The sequence below is a fragment of the Streptomyces sp. PA03-1a genome, from assembly GCF_033792805.1.
Taxonomy (GTDB): Bacteria; Actinomycetota; Actinomycetes; order Streptomycetales; family Streptomycetaceae; genus Actinacidiphila.
The window spans coordinates 29,847-44,081 of record NZ_JARAVO010000048.1 but is presented as its reverse complement, the minus strand read 5'-3'; the positions used below and the strand labels follow the sequence as shown (position 1 = coordinate 44,081).

Genomic DNA, 14,235 nt, shown 5'->3' with positions numbered 1-14,235 from the left:
CCTTCCGGCTCGGCCGGAAGAGCTGGCGGCCCTGGTGCCCAAGGCCGCCCACGCGGTCTTCGCGGCCGCCCTGGTGCGGGCGGCGCTCGACCGCCACGTCGTCGAAGAGGTCGCCGAGGCACAGTCCTGAGCGAGGGCTCCTAGCGGCGCGCCTCGGGGAGCTTCTCGGCGAGTTCCGTCAAGCTAGCCGCTTCCCAGTTCGCAGGCGTCATGATTTCGGGATAGTGTGCGCGCCCCCTTCGCAGCCACGCTCCCGCCAAACCGGCGCGTCGCGCGCCGTCGACGTCCCAGGGATGCACGGCCACGAGCATCGCCTCGGCAGGCCGCACGCCCGCGGTGTCCGTGGCGTGGAGGTACGCGTCCCGAGAGGGCTTCCAGCAGCGCGGCCCCGAGACGTCCAGCAGGGCGTCGAAGTGCTCCAGCAGGCCGGCGCTGTCGAGCAGCCGTTGCGTCGTGGCCTGGGAGCCATTGGTCATCGTCAGCAGCCGGTAGCCGGCGGCGTGCAGCATCTGGACGCCCTCGGGCACATCCGGGTGCACGGTGAGCGCGGCGAATCCTTCGACCAGGTGGTGGGCGGCGACCTCCGCGTCACCGGTCCAGTCGCCCAACCCGGTGAGCAGGGCACGCGCGTTTTCCGTGGCGATCTCGGAGAAGTCCGCGTACCCGCCAGCGGCCGTCAGTGCGAAACCGTCGCGGAGGATCCCGGCGAACCAGGTGGGCAGCAGGTCGGCGGACGCGCCGACGTCCGCGAAACGATCGCCTAGGGGAGTCATGTCGCTGAGCGTTTCATTCACGTCGAAGACGATCACGCCAATGCGGTTCACGGCCACGATGACGACTCCTGAGCGGTGGCTGGTGCGCTGTTTCTCCATCGTGCGACACCGTCGGTGCGCGCGCGGCCTCCGTGCGTTGCCGCCTGGGTGCGGATTGTTCAGCCTCGCATTTCTGGGCAGCACGTATATGAGGTGATAAAGATGGATGAAGGTGGGCGTAATGGATCCTCCGCCGTCATGGACGCGATGGCGCACCCCCTCGACACGATGAAGTCCACGGCGCAGCGTCTGCCAGGGGCGGACACGGTCAAAGGGGCCGTCGACAACGTACTGGACACGGTCGGGGTGGTGTCGCCGAGGACGCGGCGGGTGGCCGCCTACACCGGGGCCGGGCTCTTGGGCGTTGCCGGGGTCGTCGAGTGGCCGGTCGCGGCCGCCGGCGCGGCCGCGGTGTGGCTGACGCAGCAGCGGCCGGGCGCGAAGCGGGCCCAAGCGCCGGTCCAGGACCAGGCCCAGGCGCAGGCCGCGCAGGGCACGCCGGAGATGCAGGACTCGATGATCCCGCCGGAGACGCGGATTCCGGCCGAATCCCACGCGCAGGGGCACATGTCAGCAGCGGAGACGCGCGAGTCCCCCACGGCCGAGAAAGGGCCGGCAGCGATGACCGATCCCTATGAGTTGCCTACTCCCGAGGGCGAGCCAAGCAAGGCCAAGGTCAAGGCGAAGGAAGGCAAGAAGGCGAAGGCCTCCGACACATGAGGCCGCTGGACGGGCTTGGACTGCTGATCGGGCTGCCCGCCGCGGGCCTGCGGCTTGCGGCGAGCGCGCCCACTGGCGTGGCGCGTCACGTGGTCCCTCTGGCGAACGCCGGGGCGCGCGCGGCAGTGCGCAGCGCCGTGACCGCCTCACATGGTGCGGTGAGGCTGGGGCGGGCCACCCAGCAGGCGGTCACCGCGGGCTCTTGCTGGGTTGGCGACCGCCGCCTGCACGTCCCTCTGCGGGCACGCCCCGGCGTGGCCTTGGACCGCCGGCAGGTGGAGGCGGCGGCGAAGAAGGTAGCCCGGTCGCTGGCCGAACACCCCGAGGTGCTGGCGGCGTACTGGGACGGTGGCCTCGAATCGCTGGTGGTGCAGCTGGCACAGGACGCGGTGGCCGACGCGGTGGCGGGCCGGGCGGTGGAACTCGCCGACGCCCACCAGCTGGAGCAACCCGCGGAACCCATGCTGGACCACGACCACCCCGGGCAGGCCCCGGCGGCTCGCGTACACGCCGCCGCCCTGGGCTGCGACGTGGCCGGGATCGTCACCGCGACAGCCGCGCGGGTGCTGCGCCTGCCCAGCTCCCCTCGGATGGTGACCGCGGCCGTGACGGCGCTGCGCGAGGGCTCCCGACCGCGGACCTGGCTCCAGCGCAGGCTGGGGCCACCGGCCACCGATGTGGTCCTCTCCGCCGCTTACGCCGCCGCCCACGGCTTCGGGCAGTCCCCGACGGCTCTCATGCTGGACGCAGCCCTGCGCGCGGGTCAGCTCGTCGAATCCGTCGCGCGTTCCGCGTTGTTCGACGAGGTCCACGATCGGCTGTGCGCGCCCGAACGGGAGAGTCTGCCCGCGGCCCGGGTGCGGCGGCCCCGCCTTCATGTGCTGCCGGCGCAGCAGTACGCGGACCAGGCCGTCACTGGAGGGCTTTTGGGTGCGGCTGCGACGCTGGCCTTCACGCGCAATGGCGCCGAGGCAGCCGAGGCGGTGCTCGCCGCCGCGCCGCGGGCCGCCCGCTATGGGCCCGTCACGTTCACCGCCGCCCTGGGCACCGGCCTGGCCCGTCGCAAGGTGCTCGTACGGGACCTGGAAAGGATCCGGCAGCTGGAGCTGGTCGACACGATCGTGCTGCACCACTCCGTGATCAGTGGACGCAAACGAACCCTTATGGAGGTCAGCCCCCGGGGCGACGACTGGGACCACGACCGGCTGTGGCATGCCGCCGCGGCCACGGTTCGGGACCAAGACGAGCAGCCGACGGACGGTGAATCCGGCACCGGCCGAGAGGTGCGTCTGCGGCCTGCTCCCGGCACCGCCCCCGGCACCCGCACCGGGCAGATGACCGCTCTCGACCAGGACAACCGTGAGGTGGGCACCGTCTTCGTCGGCAGGGAAGTCGACCCGCTGGCCGAGGCGGTGCTCGACGTGGCCCGCCGGGCCGGCCTGCACGTGGTCGTGGCTGACGACGGGACCCTCGGCGAGTTCGGCGCGCTCGCCGACCAACTCACCCCCGAGGACGTCACCTTGACGGACCTCGTTCGTCAACTTCGGCAGTCCCGGCGGATCGTGCTCACGGTGGCTCGGGCGGCCCCCGGTACCGGACCCGACGACGACGTGCCCACGGGACTGCTCAGCAGCGACGTGGCCGTGACCGTCGTCGATGGGAGCAGCGCCGTGCTGTGGGCCGCGGACGCGCTCGTCCTGGACGACCTGGCCGGCGTGTGGCGGCTGCTGACCGCGGTACCGGGCGCCCACACCGCAGCCCGGCACGCCAAGATCCTGGCCGAGGCCGGGGCTGCCCTGTCGGAACTGATGGTGCTCACACGCGGTTCGCGGGGACGTCGCGCCGCCTGGCGTGTGGGGCTGCGGCTGAGCCCGGTTAACGCCGCCGCGGCAGTTGCCCTCGTCGACGGCTGGCGCGGCGCCCGGCACGTACTGCACCACGACGTCCCGCGGCCCCGGCCGCGTGTGCCCTGGCATGCTCTGGAGCCCCAGGAGGTCGTCGACCGGCTGCGGGAGACGCAACGGTCGCTGCGCCATGAGACGCCCCGTGCCCGGTCGGCGGCAGGGCGCGTCCGCCAGGCCGTGGCCGCGTCACCCGTAGCCGCGCCACTGCGCCTGACGGGTCGTCTGGCCGGCGCGGTCCGTGCCGAGCTGAACGACCCCCTCACCCCCGTGCTCGCCGTCGGGGCCACCGCTTCCGCTCTGCTGGGCTCGGCTGTGGACGCCCTGTTGGTCACCGGTGCGATGGGCGTCAACGCCCTCGTCGGTGGCATCCAGCGTCTCCGCGCCGAACAGGCCTTGGCCGCACTTGCCGTGAGCCAGCGTCAGCAGGCCCGCCGGGTGGTCGACCCGGACACCGGCGACACGCGCACCGTCGAGGCCGGACGGCTCACCCCCGGAGAGATCATCGACCTCCAGACCGGCGACGTGATCCCCGCCGACGCGCGGCTGCTCGAAGCGGAGGACCTGGAGGTCGACGAGTCCTCCCTGACGGGGGAGTCCCTGCCCACCCTCAAACAGGTGGAAGCCACCCCCCGGGTCCCGGTCCCCGACCGCGACTGCATGGTCTTCCAGGGCGCGACCGTGGTGGCGGGCCACGGTCGTGCCGTGGTGGTCGACACAGGAGACGACACCGAGGCAGGCCGCGCCGCCCACCTGGCCGCCCGGATGCCGCCCGCGCCCGGAGTGCAGGCCCGCCTGCGCGAACTGACCTCGACCGTCCTGCCCCTCACCCTGGCAGGCGGAGCCGCGGTGACCGGAGTGTCGCTGCTGCGCGGCACCCCCGTGCGGCAAGCCGTGGCCGGAGGGCTGGCCGTCGCCGTCGCGGCCGTGCCCGAAGGGCTGCCTCTCACCGCCACCGTCGCCCAACTGGCCGCCGCCCGCAGGCTGACCGAGCACGGAGTGCTGGTGCGCACCCCGCGCACCCTGGAGGCACTGGGCCGGATGGACACGGTGTGCTTCGACAAGACCGGCACCCTCACCGAGAACCGGCTGCGGGTGGTCCGCACCGCCGGGTCCGACGGCCACGACCATGACGTCGAATCCTCTGAAGGCCACGCGATCCTGCGGCAGGCCGCCCGGACCTGCCCCCAGGCCGACGACGACCACGGCGTTCACGCGCACGCCACCGACGGTGCCGTCCTCGAGGCGGCGGGCGACGACCCGGAGTGGGCCCCCGGCGACACCCAGCCCTTCCAGGCCACCCGCGGCTACGCCTCGGCCACCGGTCACGACGCGGAGGACACCCCGCTGCTCGTGGTCAAGGGCGCCCCCGAGGTGGTGCTGCCCCTCTGCCCCGACGCCGACGACACGATGGAGACCGCTCGGAGGCTGGCGTCGGAGGGCTTGCGCGTCCTGGCTGTTGCGGAACACCAACTGCAGTCGGACCAGTTCGAGGGTGCACTGGAAAGTCCCCTGGAACAGCACGAGTTGATGCTCACCGGCTTCATCGCGCTGGCGGACACCCCCCGTTCCGACGCGGCACCGCTGATCTCAGGCCTCCGGAAGGCCGGCGTACGACCCGTGATGCTCACAGGTGACCACCCCGAAACCGCCAAGGCCGTGGCCGTCGCACTCGGCTGGCCCGAGGACGTCTCCGTCGTCACCGGGGACGAGCTTGCCGCCCGTGACCGCACCGGACGGGCGGAGCTCGTACGCGACTGCGGCGTCGTCGCCCGAGTCGCCCCCGAGCAGAAGCTCCAGGTCATCGAGGCCCTCAGGGAATCCGGACGAGTCGTGGGCATGGTCGGTGACGGATCCAACGACGCGGCCGCCATCAGAGCCGCCGACGTCGGCGTCGGCATAGCCGTCCGGGGCTCCGCGGCCGCGCGCAACGCCGCCGACCTGGTCATCGTCAACGACGAACTCTCCGCGCTGATCGAGGCGGTCGCCGAGGGCCGCGCCCTGTGGCACAGCGTCGCCGACGCGCTGACCGTCCTGATCGGCGGCAACGCCGGTGAGATCGGATTCTCCCTGTTCGGGACCCTGGTCTCCGGCACGTCCCCGCTGTCCACCCGGCAACTGCTGCTGGTCAACCTGCTCACGGACATGTTCCCGGCCATGGCGGTCGCCGTGACCCCCCAAGGCACTGCGGATACCAGCGCCGACACGGAACAGGGAGCGGAACGGACCGGCACCGCACCGTTGGGCCTGGGAACCCTGGGCGCACCCCTGGCCCGGCAGATCCGCCACCGCGGCATCCTCACCGCTCTGGGCGCCGCGGCCGCCTGGCTGGTCGGCACCATCACCCCTGGCAGCGCCCGGCGTACCAGCACCATGGCGCTGTGCGGAGTGGTCGGTGCCCAGCTGACGCAGACCGTGACCGGTCGCCGTCACAGCCCCATGGTGTGGCTCACGGTGCTCGGTTCCGCCGCCGCGCTCATCGCGGTCATCCAGACCCCCGGCGTGAGCCAGTTCTTCGGCTGTACCCCGCTCGGCCCCGTCGCCTGGGCCGGGGTGACCGCAGCAGTGGCCCTCGCCGCGCTCGCCCCGTACTCACCGTCCACCATCTGAGGGCCCGTGACACGGCCCGCCTGCGCCAACCGATCCAACGCCTCTGCGAGGTGGGCCATGCGGCGGCGAGCAAGGTGACGACCCACGAGGCCGCGCCGACCCACACCAGCGGGGCCCCCCTTGGTCAGCGTCGCCCACAGCAGCAGGGCCAGGGTGGTGCCGGCGAGGAAGGTCACCAGCAGGGCGCGCGGCCACCGCGCGAACCGCGCCGCGACCTCCCGCACGGGTGTACGGATGCGCATGGTGCGCAATCGCCGGGCGAGCGCCCGGTCCTCATGGCGGAGCAGGCGCTCGATTCCGTCGAGAACCATTCTGGACCTCCTGCAGGTGATCGTCGACATCTCCGCTCTGGGCACCACGGGATACCGGGCCGCCGACTGGCTGCGTGCCCACCACGGGGTGAACCTCCACGTCAGCGACCACCGCAGGATGAGCGCCCAGCTCACCCACGCCGACAACGAGGACACCACGAGGGCCCTGGTAACCGCCCGGACCGACCTCGTCGACCACGCGGGCGATCTGCGCCCCGCGGCTCCCGTGGACATCCCGGGCCCCGAGGAACTCACCCTGGAACAGGTCGTCATGCCCCGCGACGCCTTCTTCGGCGAGTCGGAACAGACCCCGATCGCGGAGGCCGAGGGCAGGGTCACCGCCGAGATGCTGAACACCCTCTTGACCGCACTGTACGTGAAGATCGATGACGAGTTGGGAGGGCCGCGGTGGACGGGCAGACCGCCGGTGCTGACCGACTCCGAGCTGGTGTGTGTTGCGGTCGCCCAGGCGCTGCTCGGCTTCACCTCCGAGGCGCACTGGCTGCGCTACGCCCGCAAGCATCTGGCCGGCATGTCTCCCTATCTGCCGCAGCAGTCCGGCTACAACAAACGGCTGCGTGCCGCCCTTGGCCTGGTCAAGCGGGTCATTCGGATGCTCGCGAAGTCCAGCGACTTCTGGCTGGACGACTGCTGGATCGCGGACTACACCCCGGTGCCCTGCGGCATGTCCCGGCCCACGGTCAAGCGCTCGGATCTGGCCGGATGGGCGGGCTACGGCTACTGCGCCAGCCACTCGCGGTTCTACTGGGGGCTGAAGCTGTACCTGGTGTGCACCCCGGCTGGGATGCCGATCCTATGGGCGCTGGCCAATCCGTAGATCGGCGAACGGGAGGTGCTGGCCGCGATGCTCGAAGTCGACGCCGGCGTGGCTGCCGAGCATGACGGCATCCTCCTGATCTGCGACAAGGGATTCGCCGGGAAGGATTTCGAAACGCTGCTGGGCCAGTACGGCATCACCATGCTGCGTCCGTCCCGCAAGGACGAGAAGGCCCGCTACGGCGAGCCCATGCTCAAAAAGGTCCGGCAGCTGATCGAGTCGGTCAACGACACCCTCAAGGGTCCGCTCGACCTGGAAGACCACGGCGGACGCAGCTTCGAGGGCGTCGCGATCCGGGTCGCCCAGCGCGTCCTGGCGATGGCCGCCGCGATCTGGCACAACAACCACACCGCAGCCCCCGTCACCCGGTCACTGATCGCCTACGACCACTGGCCGGGCCACCGACGGAATCCGTTGAGCTGCGGAAACACGGCTCGGGTGGTGTGGCGTTCCCTTGTCCCTGCGTGAATGTTCCCGGTGAACTGTGGCAAAGAACCGAGCGCGGAGGGAAGCGGCAAATGCTTTGACCCGGTCCCGCCCAGCCGTGATCATGGGCCGGATGCGATTCCTTCCCGCCACCGCTGACCCCACCACCCTTGACCGTGCCGCCGCGTACCCCGCCGACGGCCCGGTTGCCGCCCTGACCGCCGAGAGGTTCAGCGGAGAGCTCGACGCCAACCGGTTCCGCCCGGAGTGGATCTGGCTTGCCGAGGACGAGGACGGGCAAGTCCTCGCCCGCGCGCTGTGGTGGGGCCGCGCCGACAGCGAGCGGCCTATAGCCCTCGACTGTCTCCAGGTCCGCTCCACAGTCGCCGATCCGGTCGCCGTCGCCACCAGGCTCCTCGACGCCGGGCATGCCGCCTTCGGCACGCGCCCGCTGTACAACCTCTCTCTCCCAGCGAACTGGAGCACCCGCCCGGAACTCACCGAGGCGGTCGCCTGGCGTCGTGAAGTGGGCTTGCGCACAGGGTTGAGCCGGGAAATTCAGCGCCTACGTTACGAATGGACTCCCGCGGCAGGACTGCCCGAAGCCGGCGGTCGGCTGGTGTTCCGCGAGGGAAGCGACCAGGAGTTCCTGGATGCCTTCATCCGGGTGTCGGCAGGCAGCCTCGACCAAGCCACCCTTGACGAGCTGCGCACCAAGGACACCAGGCAGTTGGCCGAGGAGGACATGCGGTTCTACCTCGACTGCCCGGGCGAGCGCTCCTGGTGGAGGCTCGCGGAGCTGCCCGATGGCACGCTCGCCGGTCTGGCCGTCCCGTCAGCGACCCCGTACAACCGCAACGTGGGCTATCTCGGAGTCGTACCCGAGCAGCGCGGTCAGGGGCTGATCAACGAGATCCTCGCCAAAATCACCCGTTTCCATGCAACCGAAGGCGCCGAGCGGATCACCGCGACGACGGATACGACGAATGTCCCGATGGCCGCGGCCTTCGACCGCGCCGGCTACGAGGTGACGGAGATCCGTATGGTCCTGGAGGCTCCGGGGGGCGCATGACCAGCCGCGCTCGCGTTACCTGTCAACGGAATCGGCATTCCGTCACCTCGGAGGCAGTATTTCGTCAGTGGGCCTGACCGGGCTTCGGACTTACTCGTCTAGAAGCAAGCCGGTCCGCGGCACGCCGTGCGGGTCGAGGTCCAGGTCGTAGGCTTTGGCGACGTCCTCGAACCGCCGGACGTGCTCGCGTGACCATTCAGCCAGATCGATGGCTACGTGATGCACCTCGTGCTCCGTGCGATGGCTGTCTGCGGCGGTGACGAGTTTCTCTGCCAGGTGCTCCTCGCCTTGGTGCAGCGCGAGCAGAATGTTCTTGATGCCGTTCACCGAGTCCGTCCTTACGGGTGCCCAGGGGTCCGTCGACCGTCTGGGACGCGTACGCAGCCGGACCCCCGGCCGTGGCTGGGACGTCGCCGGTTCGCGATGGAGCGGATGCGGTGGTCGTTGGCGCCGGGGCGGCCTGTCCGGCTGTGCGCTCCAGTAGTGTCACGGCCGCTGCAGCGGTCTTGAACAGCGGCTGTTTGGAGACCGGATCCCAGTCGGTCACCGTCGCCTCGTTGGCGGCGCGACCCGGAGCGCCATGATTGGGCCCGGAGAGCCCTGGAGTGTCCCAGTAGCCGTAGTGGAACGGTACGAACAGCAGGCCTGCCCGGATGCCGGTCACACGAAGCCGGCCACGCAGCGAACCGCGGGGTGTGGTGACCTTGACCAAGTCACCTTCGCCCATTCCTCGGGCCTCGGCGTCCCCGGCGGACATCTCCACCCACACGTCGGGAGCCGCGGTGTTCAACTGGAGCGCTCGCCCGGTCTTGGTCCGGGTGTGGAAGTGGTAGATCGTGCGCCCGGTGGTCAGCTGGAAGGGGAGTTCGGCGCTGGGCTCCTCGTGCGCCGGCAGGTACTCGGCTGCCTTCATGACCGCCTTGCCGTCTGGGTTGAGGGACCGGTACTCCACCACGCTGTCGGATGCACCGGTGAGCAGGTCCTTTCCGTAGCTCTCGCACTGGTCGGGGTGGGCCCAGGCGATGCCGTCGCGATACAGCCGTTCCGTGCCGTCGGGCGCTTCTTCGTTGCACGGCCACTGAATGCCGCTGCCGCCCCGCAGCTTGTCGTAGGTGAGGCCGGTGTAGTCGCAGGGGCGGCCGGCGCTGCACCGTTTCCAGGCGTCGAAGGCCGCTTCGGCGTCGTGCCAGGTGATCAGCGGACCGTCGTCCTTGTCGCGGAATTCCATGCGGGCGGCGTAGCCGAGGAAGATGTCCAAATCTGGCCTTGCCTCGCCGTGCGGGTCGACGGCCTTCTCCGACAGGTGCACGGTGCGGTCGGCGTTGGTGAACGTGCCCGTCTTCTCACCCCAGGTGGCCGCGGGCAGCACCACGTCGGCGAGCTGAGCGGTTTCCGTGAGGAACAGGTCCTGCACGACGACGAAGAGGCGTTCGTGGGCGAGTATCGAGCGGATGCGGGACAGCTCCGGCAGGGACACGGCCGGGTTCGTGCCGCTGATCCAGAGCATGGCGATCGAGCCCTGCTCGGCGTAGCGGAACATTTGCATCGCATGGGTCGGCGGGGCGTAGTGGGGGATCGAGGCGGGTTCGACGTTCCACAGCTTTGCCAGGTCGGAGACATGGGCCTCGTTTTCCCAGTTCCGGAAGCCGGGTAGGTCGCCGTTGGCTCCGCATTCGCGCGTGTTCTCCGCAGTGGGCTGTCCGTTCATCTGCAGCACCCCGGCCCCGGGCCGTCCGAGCATGCCGCGAATCAGGTGCAGGTTGTTGACCTGTACGGCGGCCGCCGTGGCTTGGTGCGACTGATAGAACCCCTGCAGCACGGTCGACGTCAGCCGGTCCGCGTGGCCCAGGAGCTCCGCTGCCTCAACGATGCGTGCCGCAGGGAGGTCACAGATCTCAGCGGCCCACCTCGCAGTGCGGTCTCGTACCCGCTTCGCCAGTTCCTCATAGCCGACGGTGTGCGCGGCGATGTAGTCGTGGGCGACGCGATCTGTGCGGATGATTTCGTGTAGCAGGGCGTTCATCAGCGCCACGTTCGTGCCTATGCGCGGCGCGAGATGAACGGCGGACCGGGAGGCGGCTGGAGTGGGGCGGGGGTCGACGCACACCAGGCGTGGTGGGCCGGTGCCTTCGAGTCGATCCAGGATGCGCATCCATTGCACCGGCTGGGTTTCGGCGATGTTGTGGCCGAACAGGGCGATGACGTCAGCGTGGTCGAAATCGTCGTAACACGATCCATCGCGGCATCCCAGTCGCACTCCACGAGCTGGCCCTCGCGGCGGATCAGCGGGCGGGTCAGCCGGTCGGGGCTGCCATTGGCCTGCCAGCCGAAGAGATCTTTCTGACCGAGCCGGCCGCGGTTCACTCGGTCAATGGCACGACCGCGTACGCCACGATGCGGCCACCAGCGACGGCGATCTCCATGGCGTCGCCGTCAGAGTGCAGGATCGAGGCAGTTTGCACCCACCGCTCCACCCTGCCCGGCTCGATGCCCTCGGCCAGGTACGCATCTACTCGCGTGGGCCACGTCTCGGCCCGGCCGTAGGGCGTTCGGCTGCCCCTCGGGTGCGCGATCCGATCCACTGATGGCTGCATCCGCGCCTCCTGCTGTAGGTGCCTCCCAACCAGACCCCATCGCGTACCCCGGAGGCTTCCCTACTCATCCCCTCGCCAGAGGCCCATCAATGAACCACCCTGGGCCTCCCCCTACCCGCGGGGACTCAAGGCACGCCATGGAGCGCTCTTGGCCCCGTCTCACGCTGCCCTTTTTCGATTTCTCGTCTCTTCCCGCGGTTGCGGGAGGATTCTGGGCACCTGCCCACCCGCGACGCGCCTATGTCTGCGGTCAGAGATGCTTGAGCATCGCGTCAAAGGCATGGGCCCGTCACTGGCCCGGACCTCGTGGTTCACTGACACGACCAGCCGGGCGGACCCTCCCCACGCTACGCCGCCCGCGGTGACAGTGCCCTCGCCCCGGGCGGTCATGCAAGGAGCGTCAATCGGACTTCGGTCCTGAGCGCACGATGGACGGAAGTCTGCCCCGGCCCGTCGACGCATTTGAGGTCCACGAGGCCTTTGTGCTGGTGATCAGAGGGGTGCGTTCTCCTCCGGGCACCCCTAGCCCGGTGCTCGTAGAGTTGTACTCATGCCGGACCTAACGCTCGTGCAAATCGAGGGGATCGTCCGCGAAGCGCACGCGCACCAGATGGACAAGTCGGGGCGGCCCTATGTGGAACATGTCGAGGCCGTGGTCGACGGAGTCAGGGAGCGGGGCGGCTCCGACGAGCAGATTGCCGCCGCTTGGCTGCATGACACGATCGAAGACGAGAAGCTCTCACGAGAGTGGCTTGTCCTTGCGGAGCTTCCCCAGCATGTGAAGGACTTGGTTGACGCCATGACCAAGCGACCGGGGGAGAGCGACGAATCGTACGCGTGCCGAATCCTTGCCGTGCCGGGCGCTCGCCTCATTAAGGAAGCCGACCTCGCGCATAACGCAGACCCCGCCAGGCTCGCCCTGATCGACGAACCCACCCGGCGCCAGCTCAACGAGAAGTACGCGAGGCTGAGGCGGCTGCTCGGCCTGACAGCGGGCGACGCATAACGCCAACGGAGGCCTCACTGCTCCGCCCTCCCTCTGCGCGAACCGTTTGATGATGCCGCATGACTGAGTGGGTAGCCACGCTGCTACGGATGGTCTGCGGGCAACCCAATGCCGACGCCATCCAGGCCCAGATGCGGCCCGCCCCGGGGTGGCTTGGGAACGAAGTTTTCCGAGGCACCCGAGCATCTGGATGCCGTCCAGCACCGTCTGCTGGCCTTCACTGCCTTCCTTCGCGAGATCTGGCGGCAGGTTTGACCAGCAGCAACACCCTGTCGAGCTCCGAAGTGCACCAACTCGCCCATCGGTCGGCGACGCGAAGTATCGCGCCTGCGATGGAGCAAAGTAGGGCACGCGCCCTGCGCAGAGATCAACCGGCGGAGGAGCCAGCGGACAGCCTGGGTAGGATCTCGGCGCGGTAGAAGTCGAAGAACTGCTTCTGATCGGGGCCGATCTGGTTCACGTAGACCTCGTCGAAGCCGGCCTGAGAATACGCCCTGATCGCGGCGACGTGGTTGTCGGTAGTGTCGCCGCAGACGATGGCGTCTGCGATCATGTCCTCGGTGACGAGGGTGGCGGCCTGCTCGAAATGCTCCGGGGTGGGGAGGATCTGGGCCAGCTCGCCCGGAAGTTGCTCGTTGGGCCACAGCCGGTGCACGGTCTTCACCGCGCGCGCTCGGTCGGTGTCCCAGCACACCTTCAGTCCGCCGATGACCGGCTTGTTTCCGCCCCCGGCCCGCCGGAACTGCTCCACCAGCGCTGCATCGGGTTTCATTGTGACGAAGCCGTCCCCGATACGGCCGGCCAGCGCGGCGGCTTCGGGCCCGAAGCCGGAGATGTACAACGGAGCCGGTTCGGCGGGAATGGTGTAGAGGCGGGCGTTCTGCACGGTGTAGTGGGTGCCGTGGTGCGTAACGCGCTCTCCAGTGGAGAGCTTCCTGATGATCTGCACGGCCTCTTCGAGCATCTGCAGGCGCTCAGCGGCCTCAGGCCAAGCGTCGCCGAGAATGTGCTCGTTGAGTGCTTCACCGCTTCCCAGACCGAAGCGGAAGCGGCCCTCGGTGAGCACGGCCGCTGTCGCGGCGGCCTGGGCGTTGATCGCTGGATGAACACGCACCGTGGGACAGGTCACCAAAGTGGTGATCGGCAGCGACGTCACCTGGGACAACGCTCCGATCATGGACCAGACGAACGAACTCTCGCCCTGCTCGTCATTCCAAGGATGGAAGTGGTCTGAGATGGCCAGCGCCTGGAAACCGGCCTGCTCGGCCATGCGTGCCTGGTCAAGCAGTTCCGCGGGGGCGAACTCCTCCGAGGACAGGAAGTATCCGTAGGCGGTCATAGCGTTTCCTTCTTACAAGGTTGATGATCAGGCGACGAGCGATTCGGCGCTCAAATGTCTCCTCGATCTGTGCAGCAGCTCTACGTGGCCCCTGGGCCACATTGGGAAATCGCCGTCAACGACCTTGCCTGGCTGTAGGGGCTCCGGGGGAGAGCGCTTGCGGCAAGGCACTTTAGCTGGCTGGCATCTCAGCCGGCGTCGCTGAGGAACCGCGGGCGGAAGCACGGCCCGCATCGCCAAGCTAGGCACTTTCCATGGCAACGTCCGTATTCCCATCATGCGCGTTTCTGGCGCGCTGGCGCGCTGGCGCGCTGTGAGCGGGGGCCGGTGGGCACGGCGGTGCTGAGGTAAGGGACTGGGGTTTTGGTGCCGGGCGAAGCGGGACCGCCGTCGAGTGTTCCGGAGGGAATGGGCCGCTCAGGTGGGATCAGCTGGGCGGATACTGGGGCGGCGCGAAGGCTGCGGGCCAGATGAGCGGCGTTGACTGCGGAGGAATGAGGCAGGCTGCTCCAGCAGCGATCCGGGACAGTGGCCATGAGCGTCCCCGGGGCTGGAAACACGACCTCCACCTGGAACAGCCCAAAATCCTGCAAACGGTGTGCTCGC

The 14,235-nt window shown here is 69.4% G+C and carries 6 protein-coding genes and 3 pseudogenes; 6 read left to right on the top strand and 3 right to left on the bottom strand.

The genetic code is table 11. The features are described from left to right. Positions 1–140: 140 nt before the first annotated feature. A complete protein-coding gene (locus PV341_RS13535) occupies positions 141–872 on the bottom strand; it encodes a haloacid dehalogenase type II (protein WP_500357891.1) in 732 nt (243 codons plus the stop codon). A 138-nt stretch (positions 873–1,010) separates the two neighbouring features. On the opposite strand from PV341_RS13535, the gene PV341_RS13530 reads away from it, so the two are divergent. The 4 genes and pseudogenes from PV341_RS13530 to PV341_RS13515 all read left to right on the top strand — a co-directional run bounded on the left by PV341_RS13530 (position 1,011) and on the right by PV341_RS13515 (position 8,690). Then, positions 1,011–1,532: a hypothetical protein gene (locus PV341_RS13530; protein ID WP_500357889.1), complete on the top strand. Its 522-nt coding sequence runs from the start codon at positions 1,011–1,013 to the stop codon at positions 1,530–1,532. Next, positions 1,529–6,043 carry a cation-translocating P-type ATPase gene (locus PV341_RS13525; protein ID WP_500357887.1) on the top strand — a complete coding sequence of 1,505 codons (4,515 nt, stop codon included), beginning with the start codon at positions 1,529–1,531 and terminating at the stop codon, positions 6,041–6,043. Before PV341_RS13530 ends, PV341_RS13525 begins: the two co-directional genes overlap by 4 nt. Positions 6,044–6,700: 657 nt before the next feature. After that, a pseudogene (locus PV341_RS13520) lies at positions 6,701–7,582 on the top strand (IS982 family transposase); the annotation flags it as partial. 169 nt (positions 7,583–7,751) lie between these two features. After that, positions 7,752–8,690, top strand: coding sequence for a GNAT family N-acetyltransferase (locus PV341_RS13515; RefSeq protein ID WP_500357885.1), 939 nt, complete (start codon positions 7,752–7,754; stop codon positions 8,688–8,690). A 361-nt stretch (positions 8,691–9,051) separates the two neighbouring features. On the opposite strand, the pseudogene PV341_RS13510 reads toward PV341_RS13515, so the two are convergent. Then, positions 9,052–11,284 (bottom strand): annotated as a pseudogene (locus tag PV341_RS13510) (molybdopterin oxidoreductase family protein); the annotation flags it as partial. Between the two features lie 550 nt (positions 11,285–11,834). Here PV341_RS13510 and PV341_RS13505 point away from each other — a divergent pair. Further along, entirely contained in the window at positions 11,835–12,290 is a 456-nt protein-coding gene (locus tag PV341_RS13505) for an HD domain-containing protein (RefSeq protein ID WP_500332197.1), read from the top strand. A gap of 68 nt (positions 12,291–12,358) precedes the next feature. Then, a pseudogene (locus PV341_RS13500) lies at positions 12,359–12,542 on the top strand (transposase); the annotation flags it as partial. Positions 12,543–12,657: 115 nt separating this feature from the next. On the opposite strand, the gene PV341_RS13495 reads toward PV341_RS13500, so the two are convergent. Further along, positions 12,658–13,629 (bottom strand): TIGR03557 family F420-dependent LLM class oxidoreductase, encoded by a 972-nt coding sequence (locus tag PV341_RS13495; RefSeq protein WP_500357883.1) that lies wholly within the window; start codon positions 13,627–13,629, stop codon positions 12,658–12,660. Between the last annotated feature and the right edge of the window lie 606 nt (positions 13,630–14,235).